Here is a 19,579-nt window from a genome sequence, read left to right as displayed (position 1 = left end):
TTCAATTTTTCTTCTGGAGGTGTGACATGGACATTGATTTCAAGAAATTGGCTCCCTGGAACTGGTTCAAGAAGGAGCAGGAAGAACAACAGAGCACTGCCTCGCTGCCGGTGCAGCGCAATGACCTGCCGGTGGCGGGTGGGCCCGTCAGTCCCATCCTGCAATTGCATCGCGAGATCGACCGCCTGTTCGACGACGCGTTTCGAGGCTTCGGTTTCCCGACGCTGGCCATGCCACGCTGGCCGTCGGACTGGCCGGGCATGCTGAAGCCGGCGCTGGACATCCAGGAGACCGACAAGCAGTACAAGATCGCCCTGGAAGTACCCGGCGTCGAGGAAAAAGACATCCAGATCACGCTCGACAACGACGTGCTGCTGGTGCGCGGTGAAAAGCGTCAGGAGCAGGAAACGAAAGACGGCGGTTTCCACCGGGTGGAGCGCTCCTACGGCAGCTTTCAGCGCGCTCTGAACCTGCCGGCCGATGCCAACCAGGACACGATCAAGGCCGCTTTCAAGAACGGCGTGCTCACGATCACGATGGAAAAGCGCGAGGCCAGTACGCCCAAGCAGGGGCGCTCGATCCCGATCAACGGCTGACGCGGGGCAGCGCGTTTTTCTCAAAAACCACAAAGAGATGAGGCACCGTGATCGGCGGTGCCTCGTCAGATCAATCTTTACAGGAGCATCAGCATGGCCAGAAAACAATGCCAAGTCTGCGGCCAGCCCGCCACGGTGCGGGTGGAAGCCAATCTCAATGGTCGCCACAGCACCATGCTGTTGTGTGACGATCACTATCGCCAACTGGTGCGCCAGCAAAAGCGCACCGTCTCACCGCTGGAAGCCTTGTTCGGCTCGCGCAGCGGGCTGTTCGAAGACTTCCTTGGCAGCGACTTCTTCCGCATCGGTGACGACGCACCGTCCATGGCGGCCGATACCGACGAGGTCGTCGATGCCTCGTTCGGCGAACCCGCCCCGGCCGGTACGGGCACCGCGCGCCGTCGCGGCAGTGGGCTCGCCAGCCGTATCAGCGAACAGTCCGAGGCCCTATTGCAGGAGGCCGCCCGACACGCTGCAGAGTTCGGGCGCGCCGAAGTCGATACCGAACACCTGCTGCTGGCGCTATCCGACAGCGACGTGGTCAAGACCATCCTGGGGCAGTTCAAGATCAAGGTCGATGACCTTAAGCGCCAGATCGAATCCGAAGCCAAGCGCGGCGATAAGCCGTTCGAGGGCGAGATCGGCGTGTCGCCCCGGGTCAAGGACGCGCTCAGCCGTGCTTTCGTGGCCTCCAACGAACTCGGCCACTCTTATGTCGGGCCGGAGCATTTCCTGATCGGGCTCGCCGAGGAAGGCGAAGGTTTGGCGGCCAACCTGCTGCGCCGTTACGGCCTCACGCCGCAAGCGCTGCGCCAGCAGGTAAGCAAGGTGGTCGGCAAAGGGGCCGAGGATGGCCGCGCCGAGACGCCGACCAACACGCCGGAACTTGACAAGTATTCGCGCGACCTCACCAAGATGGCGCGCGAGGGCAAGCTCGATCCGGTCATCGGCCGCGCGCAGGAGATCGAGACGACCATCGAAGTGCTGGCCCGGCGCAAGAAGAACAACCCGGTGCTGATCGGCGAGCCCGGCGTCGGCAAGACCGCCATCGTCGAAGGGCTGGCGCAGCGCATGGTCGCCGGCGAAGTGCCCGAGACGCTGCGCGACAAGCGTCTGGTCGAACTCAACATCAACGCCATGGTGGCAGGCGCCAAGTACCGCGGCGAGTTCGAGGAGCGCGTGCAGAAGGTGCTCAAGGAAGTGACCGAGCACCAGGGCGAGCTGATTCTCTTCATCGACGAGGTGCACACCATCGTCGGTGCAGGCCAGGGTGGCGGCGAAGGCGGGCTGGACGTGGCCAACGTGTTCAAGCCGATGATGGCGCGCGGCGAACTGAACCTGATCGGCGCCACCACGCTCAACGAGTATCAGAAGTACATCGAGAAGGACGCCGCGCTGGAGCGTCGCTTCCAGCCGGTGATGGTGCCCGAGCCGACGGTAGCGCAGACCATGATGATCCTGCGCGGCCTGCGCGACACCTTCGAGGCGCACCACAAGGTCAGCATCACCGAGGATGCGATCATCGCCGCCGCCGAGTTGTCGGACCGCTACATCACCGCGCGCTTTTTGCCTGACAAGGCCATCGACCTGCTCGACCAGGCGGCCGCACGCGTGAAGCTGTCGGCCACGGCCCGCCCGGTGGCGGTGCAAGAGCTGGAGTCCGAACTGCACCAGCTGCGGCGTGAGCAGGACTATGTGGCCTCGCGCAAGCAGTACGACAAGGCCGCCGAGCTGGGCAAGCACATCGAGGCCAAAGAGGCCGAACTCAAGAAGCTTGTCGAGGAATGGGAACGCGAGCGCGCCTCGGGCAGTGCCGAAGTCAAAGCCGAGCATGTCGCGCAGATCGTCTCGCGCCTGACCGGCATTCCGGTCAACGAGCTGACGGTGGAAGAACGCGAGAAGCTGCTGCATCTGGAGCAGCGGCTGCACGAGCGCCTCGTGGGCCAGGACGAAGCGGTGCGCGCGGTGGCCGATGCCGTGCGGTTGTCGCGCGCGGGCCTGCGCGAAGGCAGCAAGCCGGTGGCGACTTTTCTGTTCCTCGGGCCGACCGGCGTGGGCAAGACCGAGCTCGCCAAGGCGCTGGCCGAGTCCATCTATGGCGATGAAGGTGCGCTGCTGCGCATCGACATGTCCGAGTACGGGGAACGCCATGCCGTGGCACGCCTGGTGGGGGCGCCTCCGGGTTACGTCGGCTACGACGAGGGTGGCCAGCTCACCGAGAAGGTGCGGCGCAAACCCTACAGCGTGTTGCTGCTGGACGAGATCGAGAAGGCTCACCCCGACGTCTACAACATCCTGCTGCAGGTGTTCGACGACGGGCGGCTCACCGACGGCAAGGGCCGGGTGGTGGATTTCACCAATACCATCATCATCGCCACCTCGAACTTGGGCTCGGACATCATCCAGCGTCGGCTGAAGGCCCGTGGCGCCGCCGGCGAGGAATACGAGAAGACCAAGTCCGAGGTGATGGACGTGCTGCGCGGACACTTCCGCCCCGAGTTCCTCAACCGCATCGACGAGATCATCGTCTTCCATGCGCTGGGCAAGGAGGAGATCCGCCATATCGTCGGCCTGCAGCTCGATCGTGTGGCCCGCAACGCCGCCAGCCAGGGCGTGACGCTGACCTTCGATCAGACCTTGATCGATCACTTCGCGGAGGAAGGCTACAAGCCCGAGTTCGGCGCGCGTGAGCTCAAGCGGCTGATCCGCAGCGAGCTGGAAACTGCTCTGGCGCGCGAGATGCTGGGTGGCGGTATCGGCAAGGCCGATCACGCCAGCGCCCGCTGGGACGACAAGGCCGAACGGGTGGTCTTTGAGCGCCAGGAGCCACCCGCGAAGCCGGCCGAGCCTGAGAAGCCCGATGCCGCGAACGTGGCCGAGACGCCGCCGAGCGACGCGAGCAAGCCTGCGCGCAAGAAGAAGTCAGCGGGCGGCGAATCTTGAGTCATGGGGAGGCTGTCGTGTCCGACCCCAACGGGCTGACATGGGCAGCCACCCTCGTGTCGCTGGCGGTCGCTATCCCCACAGCGGGGCACGCGGTCATCTACAAGCGTGACCCTCGATCGGCCACGCTGTGGGTGCTGCTGATCGCGCTGTTGCCGCTGGGCGGTTCGCTGCTGTATGGGCTGTTCGGCATCAACCGTTACCAGCGGCGGGCGCGGCGGCTGTTTCCGGGGGCAGATCCTGCTGTTCGGCAGGACCTCGCGCCTACGATGCCCCAGGCCGTATCGGCGCCGTTTGCCGGCCTGGCGCACCTGGTGGGACGTGCCACCGGCCAGTCGCTGACCAGCGGCAACCGCATCGAGCCGCTCGTCGATGGCGAGCAGGCCTACCCGGCCATGCTCGCTGCCATCGAGTCGGCGCGGCACAGCGTCGCGCTGGCTTCGTACATCTTCGACAGCCAAGGCATCGGGGCGCAGTTCGTCGATGCGCTGCGCCGGGCTCATGAGCGCGGCGTGCAAGTGCGGGTGCTGATCGACGACGTCTATGCCCGCTGGAGGCCCCGCAGCGCCTACCGCGCCTTGCAACGCGCCGGCGTTCCGGCAGCGACGTTCAACCCGACGTTGATTCCCGCGCGCCTGCATGCCGCGCATCTGCGCAATCACCGCAAGCTGCTGGTGATCGATGGCGAGACGGGTTTCACCGGCGGCATGAACATCTTCAGCCCGTATTGGCGGCCCGATGCGCCGGAGCAGGCCTGTCACGATTTGCACTTTCGTCTGCGCGGGCCGGTGGTTGCGCATCTGATGCGGTGCTTCACCGATGATTGGTGCGATACCACGGGCGAGCGGCTCAGCAAGGGTTTCTGGGGCGAACCGCCCGCAACGGCTGATGAGCAAGGAACCTCTTGGGCGCGCGGCATCGAGGCCGGTCCCGATGAGGCCCTGGACAGGATGCGCTGGACCTTCATGGGCGCTTTGAGCGCGGCGAAGCATTCGGTGCGCATCTGGACACCTTACTTCGTGCCCGATCAGCCGATGATCGCGGCGCTGAGCACGGCCGCGTTGCGCGGCGTGCGCGTCGAGGTGCTGACGCCCGCAAACGGCGACCATCTCACGGTGCAATGGGCCGCGCGCGCCCACTACTGGCAGGTGCTGGAGCACGGTGTACGCATCTTCGAACGGCCTGGCCCGTTCGACCACAGCAAGCTGATGCTGATAGACGGCCAGTGGTGCTGCCTGGGTTCGGCCAATTGGGATGCGCGCAGCCTGCGCCTCAACTTCGAGTTCAATGTGGAGGTGTACGACACCGCGCTGTCTACGCGGCTGGAATCCCTTTTTGATGCCGCTCGTGATGCGTCGGGCGAGATATCGGCGAAGGCGTTGCGCGCCCGCCCGCTGGCCATCCGCTTGCGCGACGGGGTGGCCCGTCTGTTCACCCCCATTCTCTAGCGACACGACTTGCGAGGAACATTGCCCATGGAAAAGAAAGATCAATGGAACATTGGCTACTGGATCGTCGCCGGCCTGTTGCTGCTGACGCTGCAGAACTACTGGCAGGCGGCCAAGACCGTCGAGCCCGTGCCCTACAGCGAATTCGAGAAGGCGCTGGCCGAGGGGCGCGTCGCCGAAGTGCTGGTGTCGGACCGCACGGTCACCGGGCGCCTGAAATCGCCGGACAGCCGGGGCAAGACCACCATCGTGGCCACCCGTGTCGAACCCGACCTGGCCGAGCGGCTGTCCAAGTACGACGTGCCCTATGCGCGGGTGGTGGAAAGCACCTGGCTACGTGATGTGCTCTCCTGGATTCTGCCGGCGGTGGCCTTCTTCGGCGTCTGGTTCTTCCTGTTCCGCCGCTTCGCCGAGAAGCAGGGCATGGGTGGCTTCCTGAGCATCGGCAAGAGCCGTGCCAAGGTATTCATGGAGAAGAACACTGGCGTGACCTTTGCCGATGTCGCTGGCGTCGATGAAGCCAAGGCGGAGTTGGTTGAGATCGTCGATTTCCTCAAGAATCCGCAGGAGTATGGACGGCTCGGGGCGCGCATCCCGAAAGGTGTGTTGCTGGTTGGCCCGCCCGGCACGGGCAAGACCCTGCTGGCCAAGGCCGTGGCGGGCGAGGCCGGGGTACCGTTCTTTTCCATCTCAGGCTCGGAGTTCGTCGAGATGTTCGTCGGCGTGGGTGCAGCGCGCGTGCGCGACCTGTTCGAGCAGGCCCGCGGGCAGGCGCCGGCCATCATCTTCATCGACGAGCTCGATGCGCTGGGCCGCGCGCGCGGTGTCGGCGGCCCCATCGGCGGCCACGACGAGCGCGAGCAGACCCTCAACCAGCTGCTCACGGAGATGGACGGCTTCGACAGCTCGGTCGGGCTGATCATCCTCGCCGCCACCAACCGCCCCGAAATCCTCGACCAGGCGCTGCTGCGCGCCGGTCGCTTCGACCGTCAGGTGCTGGTGGACCGGCCCGACAAGAAGGGACGGCTGGACATCCTGAAAGTCCACGTCAAGAAGGTGACGCTGGCTCAGGATATCGATCTCGAACAGGTGGCTGCGCTGACCACGGGCTTTTCGGGTGCAGACCTCGCGAACCTGGTCAACGAGGCCGCGCTGGCCGCGACCCGGCGCAAAGCGTCCGCCGTGGAGTTGCAGGATTTCACCGGCGCCATCGAGCGCATCGTGGCGGGCCTGGAGAAGAAAAACCGAGTGCTCAATCCCAAGGAGCGGGAAACCGTGGCCTATCACGAGATGGGGCATGCGCTGGTGGCGCTGGCGCTGCCCGGCACCGATCCGGTACACAAGATTTCAATCGTTCCGCGTGGCATCGGTGCACTCGGCTACACCCTGCAGCGGCCCACCGAAGACCGATTTCTGATGACACGTGCCGACCTGGAGCACAAGATCGCCGTGCTCCTGGGAGGGCGCGCGGCTGAGAAGCTCGTGTTTGGCGAGCTGTCCACAGGGGCTTCAGACGATCTCGCGCGGGCCACCGACATCGCCCGCGACATGATTACGCGCTTCGGCATGGATGAGGGCTTGGGGTACGTTGCTTTTGAGGCACAGAGGCCGCGTTTTCTTGATGCGCCTGAACTGGTACAGGGTGGCTGCCGGGTAGCCGAATCGACTCAGACACGCATCGACCAAGCCATCCGTGACATCGTGATGGGTGTGTTTGATCGTGCATACCGAATTCTCGAAATTAACCGAGAAGTGCTGGAGCGGTGCGCGCGCGAACTGCTCGCACGGGAAACGCTGGATGAATACAGCATCCGGCAACTGACGCAAGGGCTACAGCTCGAATCCCCATGTCACAGCGGCCCAACTGCCGGAGCCATTACTTCCTCTGTGTCCCAAGGAGCCACCTCATGAGTGACAGCATTCATATCGTCTGCCCACACTGCCAATCCATCAATCGCGTGCCAGCCAACAAGTTGGCAGAGAAGCCCAATTGCGGGCGGTGCCAGCACCCGCTGTTCACCGGAGAACCCATTGATCTGACCACAGCGACCTTCGCCCGTCATCTGGAGCGCAGTGACCTGCCGCTGCTGGTTGACTTTTGGGCGCCGTGGTGCGGACCGTGCAAGATGATGGCGCCGCAGTTCGAGCAGGCAGCCTCCCTGCTTGAACCCAAGGTGAGGTTGGCCAAGGTAAATACCGAGGCCGAGCCTCACCTGGCCGCCCAGTTCGGTATTCGCAGCATTCCAACCCTGATTTTGTTCCGAGGGGGACATGAGGTTGCACGTCAGGCGGGCGCCATGGGCGCGCAGGACATTATGCGCTGGGTGGCTTCGCAATTGCCCCGGTGATTCAGGTGTGATCGAGTCGTCTTCTCGGACTCTCCGTTCCATTAACGTTTCATTGAAAGAGAGAGCGCAACGCTTATGAATAAAGAATCTGGCCACACGGCCCTTGACGAGATACGCTCCCAGTGGCGGTTGATGACGGTTTACGAGCGCTTCGAGCAGGTTGTTGCCATCACGCTTTCGGGCGTCATCGCGGTGGTCATTGTGATCTCGCTGATTCAGTTGATTCGGCTCGTCTTCACGCTGCTCGTCATGGATGCGCTGAATCCACTGGATCATAAGGTTTTCCAGCTGGTGTTCGGTGCCACCATGACGCTGCTGATCGCCATGGAATTCAAGCATTCGATCGTCAAAGTGGCTCTGCGCAAGGAAAGCATCATCCAGGTCAAGACCGTCATTCTGATCGCGATCCTGGCACTGGCCCGCAAGTTCATCATCCTAGAACCCGACGTTGATCCTGCCAAAGTGGCCGCGCTGGCGGGGACGGTACTGGCCTTGGGTCTGACCTATTGGCTCATGCGTGAACGCGATGACCGCAAGAGCGAGTAATGGAGGCATGACCCCCTATGGTCTAGTCGGCCGACACGATGCCAGGTCGAGGCACCGCTGGCTCAATCGCTTTCAAACCGCGCTGCTGGTTTTGACCCTGGTGGGGATCGCGGCTGCCGCTGGCAGTCTGCTGTTCGGCGAGATGGGCCTTTGGCTGGCACTGGCAACATGCGCATTGACCCTGCTGATCGAACCTGTCGCCGCCTCCGCGATGACCTTGCGTCTGTATGGCGCCCGTCCCTTGCATTACCAGGAAGCCCCCGCAATCTGGTCGCTGTTGCGGGAGTTGGCCGTGCGCGCCGGATTACCGAATACGCCGGTTCCCCACTATGTGCCCAGCGGCATCGTCAACGCTTTTGCTACTGGTTCGCGACGCCATGCCTCCATTGCCCTCACCGATGGCCTGCTCCGCAGCCTGAGTATCCGGGAACTGCAAGCCGTGCTGGCGCATGAAGTCGCGCACATCGCTCAAGAAGATCTTCGTGTCATGGGCTTGGCCGATTCGATCAGCCGGCTCACGAACCTGCTGGCATTGCTGGGGCAGGTCGTGCTCCTGATCAGTATGCCGGCGCTGTTGGCCGGTACCGTAGAAATTAACTGGCTTGGCTTATTGCTGTTGGCCGCTTCGCCGCAACTGGCACTGCTCGCGCAGTTGGGCTTGTCACGCGTGCGAGAGTTCGATGCCGACCGGATGGCCGCAGAGCTGACGGGGGATCCGCACGGGCTCGCCTCGGCGCTGGCGAAGATCGAGCGGGTGAGCCGCTCGTGGCGAGCCTGGTTGTTGCCCGGTTGGGGCAATCCCGAACCGTCCTGGTTGCGCACGCATCCGGCGACAGAGGATCGTATCGCGCGCCTGATGGCGTTAGCGCCTCAGCCATCGCAGGCCCTGCCGTTCCAAACGGAATATCTCGCGCCAAGGTCGTTCGCCCCGATGCGCCCGCCACGCCGGGGCCTGAGCGGCCTTTGGCGCTAAATCACTCGAAAGGAACCCCCGCCATGGCTTACCACGATCCTTACCCACAACGCCCAGCTCCGGATCATTTCGTCCGGCGGTGGCTCTTCATCACTGCGTGCGTTGCCGCACTCATGCTGTTCTGGCAGTTCCTGCCCGCCATCGAGGCCTGGTTCAGCCCGCGCCAAGCCGCTGAGCGCACCGTCACGCCGCGTGGCGATCTGGCCGCTGACGAACAGGCCACCATCGAACTGTTCGAGAAATCCCGGGGATCGGTGGTCTACATCACGACGTCCCAACTGGTACGAGATGTCTGGACGCGCAACGTCTTTTCCGTGCCGCGCGGGACGGGTTCGGGTTTCATCTGGGATGACGCCGGTCATGTCGTTACCAACTTTCATGTGATTCAGGGGGCGTCGGAGGCCACGGTCAAACTGGCCGACGGCCGCGATTACCAAGCCGCGCTGGTCGGAGTGAGTCCGGCACACGATATCGCGGTGCTCAAAATCGGCGTCGGCTTCCAGCGCCCGCCCGCCGTTCCGGTCGGCACCAGCGCAGACCTCAAGGTGGGACAAAAGGTGTTCGCCATCGGCAACCCCTTCGGCCTGGATTGGACACTCACCAACGGCATCGTGTCCGCGCTAGATCGATCGCTGCCCGGAGAATCTGGCGGAGTGACCATCGAACACCTGATTCAAACCGATGCCGCTATCAACCCCGGCAACTCGGGTGGGCCGTTGCTCGATTCCGCCGGCCGTCTGATCGGCATCAACACAGCGATCTACAGCCCTTCCGGTGCATCGGCTGGGATTGGCTTCGCCGTGCCGGTGGACACCGTCATGCGCGTAGTCCCGCAACTCATCAAGACCGGTAAGTACATCCGTCCGGCGCTGGGCATTGAGGTGGACGAACAGCTCAATCAGCACCTGCTTGCACTGACCGGAAGCAAGGGCGTGTTCGTGTTGCGTGTTACCCCTGGTTCGGCAGCGCACAAGGCCGGCCTCGCGGGTGTCGAAGTCACGCCGCAAGGCATCGTGCCGGGCGACCGCATCATCGATGTTGATGGCAAGGCGACGGACGATGTGGCCAAGCTGCTCGCGCGGCTAGACGACAGGAAGGTCGGCGATGTGGTGGTCTTGTCAGTGGAACGGGCCGGCAAATCGCGCGAGGTGCGTGTGGAGCTGCAACCCGGGAATTGATTGAACTGAACCTGTGGATCAGGCGGTAGTGCAGCGTCGCGGTGATTGAGGTTCTCAGGTCTTCGGCCAGGTAGCGTTCCGCCTCAACCTCCGTAATTTTCGGATGCGATCTGCCTATCCGAATAGGCAAGCATGCAACGCCGGAACCTCTTGCCAATCATCGAAGGAGAAAGCGAGGCGCAATCCGCTTGAGGTGGACGCAGGCCAGGAACGAGGCAAACAGGAGGCCGCATTGGAACTCAGACTACTGCGCTATTTCGTTGCGGTCGCGGAAGAACTGCATTTCGCGCGAGCGGCCGAGCGCCTTGGCGTAGAACAATCGCCTGTGTCGCGCGCAATGCGCAATCTCGAAGCCACGCTCGGCGTGCAGTTGTTCGACCGCAGCGCGCACCAGACGCGACTGACCTGGGCCGGTCAAGTGTTCCTCGGTGAGTGCCGGCGTGTGCTGGCCACCGTGGAGCAGGCGGTGAGTGCCGCAAAGGCGGCGGCGCAGGGCTATCAGGGTTATCTGCGCATCGCCATCTGCGACAGCTTGGCGCAGCCCCACATTGCCACCTTGCTGGCGCGCAGCCGCGAGGAAGAGCCCGAACTGGAGATTCGCGTCTTCGAGCTGCCTTTCGCGCAGCAGCTCAAGGGCCTGCACAACGATCTGCTGGACATCGGCTTTGCGCTGTCGGACGCGGTGAGCGAAGGCCTTGTCGCCGAGCCCGTGTGGACCGATCCTCTGTCGGTGATCGTGCCCGTGCGCCACCCCTTGTTGGCGCACGCGGAAGTGCCATTGGATGAAGCCTTGAAGTTTCCGTTGGTACTGTGCCATCCGGACGCGGGATCGGGCTGCCACCACCAGATCCAGGCGGTGCTTCAAGGTGCGTCCAAGCCGCTCAAGCTGGTAGATCAGGTGACGAGCCTAGGCGTGATGCTGACTCTGGTCGGTGCCGGTTATGGCCTAGGTTTCGCCATTGCCTCGCAGGTGCAGACCCTGAACCGCCCCGACATAACCGTTCGCCCCTTGGCCGGCACGCCGCCCATGCTGTCCACCTACCTGCTGCGCCGCAGCGCCGAACCCTCTGAGCCCATGAAGCGGTTTCTGCAGCGCGCCCGCGAGGAGTTCCTGCCAAAGGGAGATGAACCGGCCTCGTGACGTTGAGCGCTCGGGTACATTGGCTACTGCTGGCTGTCCATGGCTCGCACTGGACTTGCTCGGAGCGCGCGTTGACCAAGCGTGGTTTTTCAGTCCATAATTATGTCCATCTCGGTTCGCCGAGTGCGGAAAACTCGTTATCAATCAACGAGTTGGGAACACGATGATGTTCCCATCGCCCGCTCCACCGAACAGCCTGCAGCCGCCCTCGGCGGCTTTTTTGTTGCCTGCTGCGCCTGACGCAGTGCTGGCACCGGGATCCTCATGCAGCCCACTGAACAACCGGGCACCGGCCCCGACGACGCCACGCCGGAATCGCAAGATACCAACGCCGCAGCAGACGCCGACCCCGGCACGGAAGTCGGCCACCTGCGCCGCATCCGTTCGTTCGTGCGCCGTGCCGGCCGCACCTCCAGCGGCCAGCAGCGTGCCATCGAAGCGCTCGGCCCGCGCTTCCTGCTGCCCTACGCCACCGAACCGCTCGACTGGGATGCCGCGTTCCGCCGTACCGGCGCCAAGCGCATCTTCGAAATCGGCTTCGGCATGGGCGAGACCACCGCGCACATCGCGCAATTGCGTCCGGATGACGATTTCCTGGGCGTGGAAGTGCACGAGCCCGGCGTGGGCGCGCTGCTCAAGCTGATTGGCGAGCGCGACATCGGCAACATCCGCATCGTGTCGCACGACGCGGTGGAAGTGCTCGAGCACATGATCCCGGAAGGCACGCTGGATGGCATCCACGTGTTCTTTCCCGACCCGTGGCACAAGAAGCGCCACCACAAGCGGCGCCTGATCCAGGGGCCGTTCGTGGCGCGCCTTGCCGCACACCTGAAGCCGGGCGGCTACCTGCACTGCGCGACGGACTGGGAGGAATACGCCCACCAGATGCTGGAGGTGCTGTCTGCGGAGCCGATGCTCGAAAACACCGCGGACGGCTTCGCACCGCGCCCGGACTATCGCCCCGTCACCAAGTTCGAGAAGCGCGGCCTGCGCCTCGGGCACGGCGTGTGGGACGTGGTCTTCCGCAAGCGCGGCTGACCACGGCCGGCGCGCACATCAACGCGCGCCGAAATGCGTCTCGCCAAAGAGGTTCTTGGCGTGGCGCGGGAAGGCGCGCCAGTATTGCGGCGGCGCCTTGACCGTCGCACCAAGCTCGGCGGCGGCGGCCCATGCCCAATGCGGGTTGTAGAGGAAGGCGCGACCGATGGCGACGAGATCGGCGCGACCCTCGGCCACGATCGCCTCGGCCTCATGCGGCTCGTTGATGAGGCCCACGGCGATGGTCGGGATGTCGGCCTCGTTGCGGATCTTCTCGGCGAACGGTACCTGGTAGCCCGTCGACAGCGGAATCTGCTGCAGCGGCGACACGCCGCCTGAGGAGGCATCGATCCAGTCGCAGCCACGCGCGCGCAATGCCTGCGCAAACACCACCGAATCTTCTGGCGTCCAGCCGCCCTCGACCCAATCGGTGGCCGACACGCGCACGCCCACCGGGATGTTGTCAGGCACCACGGCGCGCACGGCATCGAAAATCTCCAGCGGATAACGCATGCGGTTCTCGCGCGAACCGCCGTACGCATCGGTGCGCCGGTTGGCGATCGGGGAGAGGAATTCGTGCAGCAGATAGCCGTGCGCGCAGTGCAGCTCGATGGCCGCCATGCCAAGGCGCACCGCACGGCGGGCGGTCTCCACAAACTGCTCGCGCACGCGGGCGAGGTCGGCATCGGTCATCTCGCGCGGGGCGCGTTCTTCGGGGCGCTGCGGCAATGCGGAGGGGCCCATCGTCTCCCAGCCGCCAGCGTCCAGCGGCAGCAGCGCGCCACCCTCCCACGGGCGCGCGCTTGACGCCTTGCGGCCGGCATGTGCGATCTGCATGCCGAACGGCACCAGCGCGTTCTGGCGAATGGCCGCAAGCGTGCGCTCCAGCGCCGCCTCGGTTGCGTCGTCCCACAAACCCAGGCAGCCGTGAGTGATACGGCCCTCGGGCGACACGGCCGTCGCCTCGATCATGAGCAAGCCTGCACCCGACAGCGACAGGCTGCCCAGGTGCGTGTGGTGCCATGCTGCCGCCCGGCCGTTGTCGGCCGAATACTGGCACATGGGCGAGATGACGATGCGGTTCTCGAGCGTGAGACCGCGCAGGGAAAAAGGCTGGAAAAGTGCACTCATGATCAGGCGATCCGGTTGTCAGCGGCTGACGGAAGAAACCGCCAGTGTGTCCGAATCCGCCCGATCGTGCAGACGGCGCGAAAGCCGCGCGCCGAGGAAGGGAAATGCTTGCCGGCGGCTTAGGGCTGCCAGGCGATGAGGTGCGTGTACGCCGTCACCAGCACGATGATGCCGAAGACGATCCGATACCACGCGAAACCACGGAAATCGTGCGTGGCAATGAACTTCAGCAGCCAGCGCACGCAGAAGAATGCCGAGATGAACGCCGCCACGAAGCCCACCGCGAAGACCGAGAGGTCGTCGGCCGACAGCAGCGCGCGCGACTTGTACATCTCGTAGACCGTCGCACCGAAGATGACCGGAATCGCGAGGAAGAACGAGAACTCCGTCGCCACCTTGCGCGACAGCCCGAACAGCAGGCCGCCGATGATGGTGGCACCCGAACGCGACGTGCCCGGGATCAGCGCAAAGCACTGCGCGAAGCCCACCTTGATGGCGTCGGAGATGCGCAGGTCGTCCAGCGTCTCGATGCGCGGCGCGCCGGCCTTGGCCGCTTCGAGCAGCGCATTGGCGCGCGGGTCGTGCGTTTCGCCGCGATGGCGCTCGCGCCATTCCGCCCACAGGATCACGAAACCGCCGACGATGAACGCCGACGCCACCACGATGGGGTTGAACAGATGCGCCTTGATGGCCTTGCCGAAGATCAGCGCGAGCGTGATCGCAGGAATCGTCGCCACGATCACATTGATCGCGAAGCGCTGCTGCCGCGGGTCGTTCGGCAGGCCCTTCACCACGTCGATGATCTTGTGGCGGAACTCCCAGCACACCGCCAGGATGGCACCGAACTGGATCACGATCTCGAAGATCTTGCCTTTCTCGTCATTGAAGTCGAGCAATTGGCCGGCGAGGATCAGGTGACCGGTGCTGGAGATGGGAAGGAACTCGGTCAGGCCTTCGACGATGCCGAGAATCAGCGCTTTGATGGCGAGTGCGATGTCCATGCAGTGAGCAAACAGGGGAAGAAAAACGAAGCGCTGAGGGGTGCACCGGGTTCAAGGCCGCTTGGCCTGGACGTGCACGCCTTCGGGCAAAACCGTGATTGTACCGGGCTCCACAGCAATGCCAGCCACTTTCAGCTGGTCGGGCTTGAAGGTGTAGACGGCGTAATCGTTGAGCAACTGCCCGGCGATCAGCGAACCGATCGCGCTGATCTGCGGGCCGACGCCGCCGGGCACGTTCTGCAGGTCAAAGCGGTCGACGCTCGGTTGATCGAGGCGGATGGAACGTGTGGGCGCGTCGTAATGCAGGCCGCTGGAGACGGCCAGCGGGCCGGTCAGCGGTTCACGAAACAGGCCGCTTTCCACGCGTGCATCGGCCTGGATGGCGATGCGGTTGCGCGCCGGGTCCAGCGCCACCTGCGGATTGGACAGCGTCACGTCAAAGAAGCCGAGAAAGCGCCGCTGAAACGGAAACTTGCGTGCGAGCGCATCCTGCATCTGGCTGCGCGAGAAGGTGTAGCCGTCGCCCGTCCAGCCCGTCGGCATGCAGGCGACGAGCATGGCGGCAATGGACACCGCCATGGCGGCGGCGCCCGCCCACCAGCGGACACGGCGGGCGCGCACGAACGGCGTGGAAATTTCAGAATCGGTCATGGCACATCAGGCATCAGGAGCTTGCAGTGGCGGCCTCGAGCCGGGTCAGGAACTGCATGGCATGCACGGCCGAGGCACCACACATGTCGGGCTCCGGCCGCAGGCTGCCGCATACGGCCGGGCGTTCCGGCCGGCCGAAGATGCGACAGCGGTTGGCCTCGTCCAGTTGCACGCACCGCACGCCCGCCGGCTTGCCGCCGGGCATCCCGGGGTCGGGCTGGAGATCGAGGGCGCGATGCAGCATGCCCCACAGTGAGGTCGGCAATCCATGGCCGTGCGAGTCGGTGACATCAAGGCAGAAGCCGCTATTGTGCACCAGCACAATGCGTGCACTTCGAGCCCTGATCTGATTGACAGCGTCGATGTCGCTTGACCCATCTGTACAGCGTGCGTACATTAATGACCCGAAAGTAAGTTATCTGCGAGTCAGTGGCGCTTGCCGCGTGACCCGCCCTACCGTTGTTGCCGTCGTGACCGATCGAGATTCCGAGTCTTCCGCCAAACGCTGGACCCGCCGCAAAGAGGCGCGTCCGCAGGAACTGGTTGCCGCCGCGCTGAACCTGTTCGTGGCGCGCGGCTACGCGGCCACACGGCTCGAGGACGTGGCCTCGGCGGCGGGTGTGTCCAAGGGCACGGTCTACCTGTACTTCGCCAACAAGGAAGAGCTGTTCAAGGCCGTCGTGCAGGAAAACCTCCTGCCCGCGCTGGCTGAGGGCGAAGCCTTCATCGACACCTTCGAGGGCACCACCGAGGCGCTGCTGCACGAAATCCTGATGGGCTGGTGGGAGCTGATCGGCGAATCCCCCGCCTCTGGCCTGACCAAGCTCCTGATGGCCGAATCGGGCAACTTCCCGGACCTGGCGCAGTACTACCACGAGGAAGTCATCGCACGCTGCGACCGGCTGTTCGCGCGCATCCTCGAGCGCGGCATGGCGCGCGGTGAATTGCGCAACGTCGATATCGACCTGACCACCCTGACGATGGCCGCGCCGATGATCTTCCTGATGCTGTGGAAGCACTCCTTCGGCCCGTGTTCGCATCGGCAGCTCGACCCAAGGGCGTTCATCTCGCACGTGGTCTCGCTGTTGCTGCACGGCGTGCTGCGCAATCCGGCGGTCGGCGCGACGGTTCCGCCGCTGCCTGCCCTCACCGACCAGCCCTGGCGCAACCCGGCCACGCGCGGCAATCCCGATGAAGGCGCCACGTCATGACAACCGCTGCCGGAATGTCCTCCGGACTTGCTAAAATGCCGGGTTTGTCGTCAAACCCTCATTCGCATCATTTGCTCCGCATGGAAGGCATGCCCATGGACATCGAAAAATCCCGGTTCAACATGATCGAGCAGCAAATCCGTCCGTGGGACGTGCTCGATACCGACGTGCTAGACCTGCTGACGGTCGTCAAGCGCGAGCACTACGTGCCTGAGGCCTACCGCGCGCTGGCCTTCGTCGACATGGAAATCCCGCTGCCCGGCGGCCAGAACATGCTGGCCCCGCGCGTGGAGGCCCGCGTGCTGCAGGAACTGGCCGTGCGCAAGCATGAAGACGTGCTCGAAGTGGGAGCCGGCTCCGGCTACATGGCAGCCCTGCTGGCGCATCGCGGCCGCCAGGTCACCACGCTGGACGTCGTGCCCGAACTCGTCGCCTTTGCACGCGACAACCTCTCGCGCAACGGCGTGACGAACGTCGACGTCGTCGAAGCCAGCGGCGCCCAAGGCTGGGGCGATGGCCTCTACGACGTGATCTGCGTGTCGGGCTCGGTGCCGGCCGTGCCGGAAGCGCTGCTCAAGCAGCTCAAGGTGGGTGGCCGCCTGTCGATCTTCGTCGGCGGCGCGCCGGTCATGGAAGCGCAGCTCATCACGCGCATCTCGAACACCGAATACCAGACGCGCAACCTGTTCGAGACGTACGTGGCACCGCTGGTCGGAATTCCCGCGCCCTCGCACTTCCGCTTCTGACGCCGCCCCGACTGCCCCAATCACCATGCAACAGCTCGCTCCCACCGCCCTCGCCCAATGGCTCGCCGACGCATCGCGCGCGAAGCCCGTCCTGCTCGACGTGCGCTGGGCGGAAGAGCTCGAAATCTGTGCCCTGCCCGGGATCACGCATATCCCGATGGACCAGATTCCTGCACGTGCGGGCGAGCTGGATGCTGACCAAGACATCGTCTGCATCTGCCACCACGGCGGACGCAGCGCGCAGGTTGCGCAGTTTCTGATCACGCGTGCGGGCTTCGATCCGGCCCGCGTCTACAACCTGCAGGGCGGCGTCCATGCCTGGGCCAACCAGGTGGACCCGCAGATGACGACGTACTGATTGGGGAAGCCACGCGGACCACGCCCGGTGGTCCGCGCTGCCTTCCGAACGTTTTCCTCGCTCGGGGGCTTTATGACTGTTGCTCGCAGTAGCCGCACGCGGATGGTCGCGCGCGGTGCACTTGTTGTGCTGTGCGCGTCTATGATGCCGATGTTCGCTTGGGCCCAGGCCCCGGCGGGCGCAGCGGCCGCGACCGATCTGCTTTCCGCCTACCGCGCCGCGCTGGCCAACGATCCGCAATTCGCGTCGGCGCGCGCGCAGTCGCTCGCGCAGCGCGAGAAGCTCACGCAGGGCCGCGCCGGCCTGCTGCCGCAGGTGGGCGGTGCGTGGAGCACGACGCGCATCATCTTCGATCAGAACGCGCCGGTCGATTTCAACAAGACGTTCTCGTCGACGGGCTGGACGCTGTCGCTTTCGCAGCCGCTGTTCCGCTGGGACCGCTGGGAGACCTACAAGCAAGGCGAGATTGCCGCCCAGGCCGCCGAAGCATCGCTCGCGCAAGCGCAGCTCGACCTCATCACCCGGACGGCGCAGGCGTACTTCGACGTGCTCAACGCCCAGGACACGCTGCAGCTCGCGCTCGCGCAGCGCGATGCGATCCAGCAGCAGTACGAACAGGCGCGCCGCAACTTCGACGTCGGTAACGCCAACATCACCGATGCGAACGACGCGCAGGCCCGCCGCGACGCGATCGAAGCCAGCGTCATCGCCGCGCGCAGCGACCTTGAGGTCAAGCAGTCGGCGCTGAGGCAGATCGTGGGCGAACCCGTCGGCACGCTGGCAGGCGTTCGCGCCGGAGCCACGTTGCCGCAACCGGAGCCCGCTGCCGCCGAACCGTGGGTGGACCAAGCGCGCACCGGCAACCTGCAGGTCGCGCTGGCGCAGTACAACCTGCAGAGCGCCGAACGCGATGTGAAGAAGGCCGCGGCCGGCCACCTGCCCTCCGTGGACCTCGTCGCGCAGACCGGCCACACGAATGCCAGCGGCAACCAGTACCTGCCTTCGCTGCCCGGCGGCGCGCGCTTTGACAGCTCGCAGATCGGGGTGCAGGTGTCCATCCCGATCTTTGCGGGTGGGGCGATCCAGTCGCGCGTGCGCGAGAACATCGCACTGGAGACCAAGGCCGCGAACGACCTCGAATTCGCCCGCCGCTCTGCCGAGCAAGGCGCCCGGCAAGCGTATATCGGCGTGATTGCGGGATTGGCCCAGGTGAAGGCGCTGGAAGCCGCCGAACTCTCGGCACGCACGGCGTATGAGTCGAACCAGCTCGCCTACGGTGTCGGCGTGCGTATCGGCACCGATGTGCTCAACGCGCAGGCGCAGCTCTTCCAGGCCCGGCGTGACCTCGCGCGCGCGCGTTACGACACGATCGTCAACGGCCTGCGGCTCAAGTCCGCGGCCGGCACACTCAGCGAGGCAGACGTGATCCAGGTGAACACGCTCCTCACGGCCAGCGGCTCGAGCGACATCACCGCACTGCCGGCGCGCGTCGCCAGGACGGCGCCCGCAAAGGCCGCAGCGCAATCTGCCAAGCGCTGATCAGTGTGACTGGCCGCGCGGCGGCAGCGGGCGCTCGGCAAACTGGAGCAGCGCGCCGCTGGCCGTCTTCCAGATGACCTGGCGGCCTTGGGTGCCGCTGGCGGAAGGCTGCATGCCTACGGTCGCCAGCGGCGACTTGAGCGCCTCCAGGAACGCATTCTCCAGCTCCATGCGTGCCGGATCGCAGGCCATGCGCGTCGATACCAGGTTGCCGAAGCGCATGCCCGACGCGAGCTTTTCGTACGGCCCCGTGAAGCGGTTGCAGCCCGAGTAGCCCGACGCCACGCCGTTGGCGGCCTCCAGGCCGGCGCTGAACTCGATGGACAGCGGCTGCGCGGCCGCATCTGCGCCGTCGTCTTCGCTGGAGGGCAATACCTTGGGCGCCATGCCGGGCTCTTGCCAACGGATCAGCACAAAGCGCGAGCGGCCCTCACCTTGAGCCTGAGTCAGCGTGGCCTGGCCGGGGTTGGGCGCGGCATTGGCCGGCCTCGGTTTGTCAGCGGCCGGGGCCGATGCCGCGGCGTGCGGCTCCGATGCCGGGGCTGCGGCCGTGGCCGCGGGCCCGGACGACGCCGTCGGCGTCATGCAGCCGGCGCCAATGATGGTGGCAGCGGTCAATACCGCCAGGGCTGCGGCCGTCAGCACCACACGGCGCGGCGTCCGCAGCAAGGTGGGCGTGGGACGATTCGGTTGAGACATGAACAGTCGTGAACAATGACGAAATGCAAATG

At 64.9% G+C, this 19,579-nt stretch carries 18 protein-coding genes and 1 pseudogene; 14 read left to right on the top strand and 5 right to left on the bottom strand.

Annotation, left to right across the window (positions count from 1 at the left end; translation table 11 throughout):
- Positions 1-26: 26 nt before the first annotated feature.
- The 10 genes from TK49_RS07630 (at position 27) to trmB (ending at position 12,211) form a co-directional block, all read left to right on the top strand.
- A complete protein-coding gene (locus tag TK49_RS07630) occupies positions 27-596 on the top strand; it encodes an Hsp20/alpha crystallin family protein (RefSeq protein WP_024973321.1) in 570 nt (189 codons plus the stop codon).
- Between the two features lie 93 nt (positions 597-689).
- On the top strand, positions 690-3,539 hold the full coding sequence (gene clpK / locus TK49_RS07625) for a heat shock survival AAA family ATPase ClpK (protein ID WP_045786171.1): 2,850 nt from the start codon (positions 690-692) through the stop codon (positions 3,537-3,539).
- Positions 3,540-3,556: 17 nt separating this feature from the next.
- Positions 3,557-4,987: a cardiolipin synthase gene (gene cls, locus TK49_RS07620; protein WP_034050559.1), complete on the top strand. Its 1,431-nt coding sequence runs from the start codon at positions 3,557-3,559 to the stop codon at positions 4,985-4,987.
- Positions 4,988-5,014: 27 nt separating this feature from the next.
- Positions 5,015-6,898, top strand: coding sequence for an ATP-dependent zinc metalloprotease FtsH (ftsH, locus tag TK49_RS07615; protein ID WP_045786170.1), 1,884 nt, complete (start codon positions 5,015-5,017; stop codon positions 6,896-6,898).
- Positions 6,895-7,335, top strand: coding sequence for a thioredoxin TrxC (trxC, locus tag TK49_RS07610; RefSeq protein WP_009238721.1), 441 nt, complete (start codon positions 6,895-6,897; stop codon positions 7,333-7,335). Before ftsH ends, trxC begins: the two co-directional genes overlap by 4 nt.
- Before the next feature lie 75 nt (positions 7,336-7,410).
- Positions 7,411-7,881 carry a phosphate-starvation-inducible PsiE family protein gene (locus TK49_RS07605; protein ID WP_045786169.1) on the top strand — a complete coding sequence of 157 codons (471 nt, stop codon included), beginning with the start codon at positions 7,411-7,413 and terminating at the stop codon, positions 7,879-7,881.
- 7 nt (positions 7,882-7,888) lie between these two features.
- A complete protein-coding gene (locus tag TK49_RS07600) occupies positions 7,889-8,854 on the top strand; it encodes a zinc metalloprotease HtpX (RefSeq protein ID WP_045786168.1) in 966 nt (321 codons plus the stop codon).
- A 23-nt stretch (positions 8,855-8,877) separates the two neighbouring features.
- Positions 8,878-10,032: a S1C family serine protease gene (locus tag TK49_RS07595; RefSeq protein ID WP_045786167.1), complete on the top strand. Its 1,155-nt coding sequence runs from the start codon at positions 8,878-8,880 to the stop codon at positions 10,030-10,032.
- A gap of 232 nt (positions 10,033-10,264) precedes the next feature.
- Entirely contained in the window at positions 10,265-11,173 is a 909-nt protein-coding gene (locus tag TK49_RS07590; protein WP_003141085.1) for a LysR family transcriptional regulator, read from the top strand.
- Between the two features lie 264 nt (positions 11,174-11,437).
- Complete coding sequence (gene trmB / locus TK49_RS07585) at positions 11,438-12,211, top strand: tRNA (guanosine(46)-N7)-methyltransferase TrmB (protein WP_045786166.1); 774 nt, start codon at positions 11,438-11,440, stop codon at positions 12,209-12,211.
- An 18-nt stretch (positions 12,212-12,229) separates the two neighbouring features.
- Here trmB and TK49_RS07580 read toward each other — a convergent pair whose 3' ends face one another.
- The 4 genes and pseudogenes from TK49_RS07580 to TK49_RS07565 form a co-directional block, all read right to left on the bottom strand.
- Positions 12,230-13,342 carry an NADH:flavin oxidoreductase/NADH oxidase gene (locus TK49_RS07580; RefSeq protein WP_045786165.1) on the bottom strand — a complete coding sequence of 371 codons (1,113 nt, stop codon included), beginning with the start codon at positions 13,340-13,342 and terminating at the stop codon, positions 12,230-12,232.
- 119 nt (positions 13,343-13,461) lie between these two features.
- Entirely contained in the window at positions 13,462-14,343 is an 882-nt protein-coding gene (locus tag TK49_RS07575) for an undecaprenyl-diphosphate phosphatase (RefSeq protein WP_045786164.1), read from the bottom strand.
- A gap of 51 nt (positions 14,344-14,394) precedes the next feature.
- Positions 14,395-14,994 (bottom strand): DUF1439 domain-containing protein, encoded by a 600-nt coding sequence (locus tag TK49_RS07570; RefSeq protein WP_045786163.1) that lies wholly within the window; start codon positions 14,992-14,994, stop codon positions 14,395-14,397.
- A 13-nt stretch (positions 14,995-15,007) separates the two neighbouring features.
- Positions 15,008-15,264 (bottom strand): annotated as a pseudogene (locus TK49_RS07565) (YkgJ family cysteine cluster protein).
- 200 nt (positions 15,265-15,464) lie between these two features.
- Here TK49_RS07565 and TK49_RS07560 point away from each other — a divergent pair.
- From TK49_RS07560 to TK49_RS07545, 4 genes are all read left to right on the top strand, one after another.
- A complete protein-coding gene (locus TK49_RS07560; RefSeq protein WP_045786162.1) occupies positions 15,465-16,205 on the top strand; it encodes a TetR/AcrR family transcriptional regulator in 741 nt (246 codons plus the stop codon).
- A gap of 95 nt (positions 16,206-16,300) precedes the next feature.
- Positions 16,301-16,951, top strand: coding sequence for a protein-L-isoaspartate O-methyltransferase family protein (locus TK49_RS07555; protein WP_045787800.1), 651 nt, complete (start codon positions 16,301-16,303; stop codon positions 16,949-16,951).
- 25 nt (positions 16,952-16,976) lie between these two features.
- Positions 16,977-17,309, top strand: a complete 333-nt coding sequence (locus tag TK49_RS07550) for a rhodanese-like domain-containing protein (protein WP_045786161.1) — start codon at positions 16,977-16,979, stop codon at positions 17,307-17,309.
- A 72-nt stretch (positions 17,310-17,381) separates the two neighbouring features.
- Positions 17,382-18,848 carry a TolC family outer membrane protein gene (locus TK49_RS07545; protein WP_455431420.1) on the top strand — a complete coding sequence of 489 codons (1,467 nt, stop codon included), beginning with the start codon at positions 17,382-17,384 and terminating at the stop codon, positions 18,846-18,848.
- On the opposite strand, the gene TK49_RS07540 is transcribed toward TK49_RS07545, so the two are convergent.
- Positions 18,849-19,547 carry an META domain-containing protein gene (locus TK49_RS07540; RefSeq protein ID WP_045786159.1) on the bottom strand — a complete coding sequence of 233 codons (699 nt, stop codon included), beginning with the start codon at positions 19,545-19,547 and terminating at the stop codon, positions 18,849-18,851.
- Positions 19,548-19,579 lie beyond the last annotated feature (32 nt).

The organism is Ralstonia mannitolilytica (assembly GCF_000954135.1).
Taxonomy (GTDB): Bacteria; Pseudomonadota; Gammaproteobacteria; order Burkholderiales; family Burkholderiaceae; genus Ralstonia; species Ralstonia mannitolilytica.
Note: the sequence above shows the minus strand (reverse complement) of the source record. Positions and strands in the feature narration are given on the sequence as shown.

Bases quoted from the DNA above. Each gene is read 5' to 3' on its own strand.
- TK49_RS07595 (WP_045786167.1), top strand. From the start codon at position 8,878: ATGGCTTACCACGATCCTTACCCACAACGCCCAGCTCCGGATCATTTC.
- TK49_RS07580 (WP_045786165.1), bottom strand. From the start codon at position 13,342: ATGAGTGCACTTTTCCAGCCTTTTTCCCTGCGCGGTCTCACGCTCGAG.
- TK49_RS07540 (WP_045786159.1), bottom strand. From the start codon at position 19,547: ATGTCTCAACCGAATCGTCCCACGCCCACCTTGCTGCGGACGCCGCGC.
- TK49_RS07600 (WP_045786168.1), top strand. From the start codon at position 7,889: ATGACCCCCTATGGTCTAGTCGGCCGACACGATGCCAGGTCGAGGCAC.
- ftsH (WP_045786170.1), top strand. From the start codon at position 5,015: ATGGAAAAGAAAGATCAATGGAACATTGGCTACTGGATCGTCGCCGGC.
- TK49_RS07545 (WP_455431420.1), top strand. From the start codon at position 17,382: ATGACTGTTGCTCGCAGTAGCCGCACGCGGATGGTCGCGCGCGGTGCA.
- TK49_RS07575 (WP_045786164.1), bottom strand. From the start codon at position 14,343: ATGGACATCGCACTCGCCATCAAAGCGCTGATTCTCGGCATCGTCGAA.
- TK49_RS07570 (WP_045786163.1), bottom strand. From the start codon at position 14,994: ATGACCGATTCTGAAATTTCCACGCCGTTCGTGCGCGCCCGCCGTGTC.
- clpK (WP_045786171.1), top strand. From the start codon at position 690: ATGGCCAGAAAACAATGCCAAGTCTGCGGCCAGCCCGCCACGGTGCGG.
- TK49_RS07555 (WP_045787800.1), top strand. From the start codon at position 16,301: ATGGACATCGAAAAATCCCGGTTCAACATGATCGAGCAGCAAATCCGT.
- trxC (WP_009238721.1), top strand. From the start codon at position 6,895: ATGAGTGACAGCATTCATATCGTCTGCCCACACTGCCAATCCATCAAT.
- TK49_RS07605 (WP_045786169.1), top strand. From the start codon at position 7,411: ATGAATAAAGAATCTGGCCACACGGCCCTTGACGAGATACGCTCCCAG.
- TK49_RS07550 (WP_045786161.1), top strand. From the start codon at position 16,977: ATGCAACAGCTCGCTCCCACCGCCCTCGCCCAATGGCTCGCCGACGCA.
- TK49_RS07630 (WP_024973321.1), top strand. From the start codon at position 27: ATGGACATTGATTTCAAGAAATTGGCTCCCTGGAACTGGTTCAAGAAG.
- trmB (WP_045786166.1), top strand. From the start codon at position 11,438: ATGCAGCCCACTGAACAACCGGGCACCGGCCCCGACGACGCCACGCCG.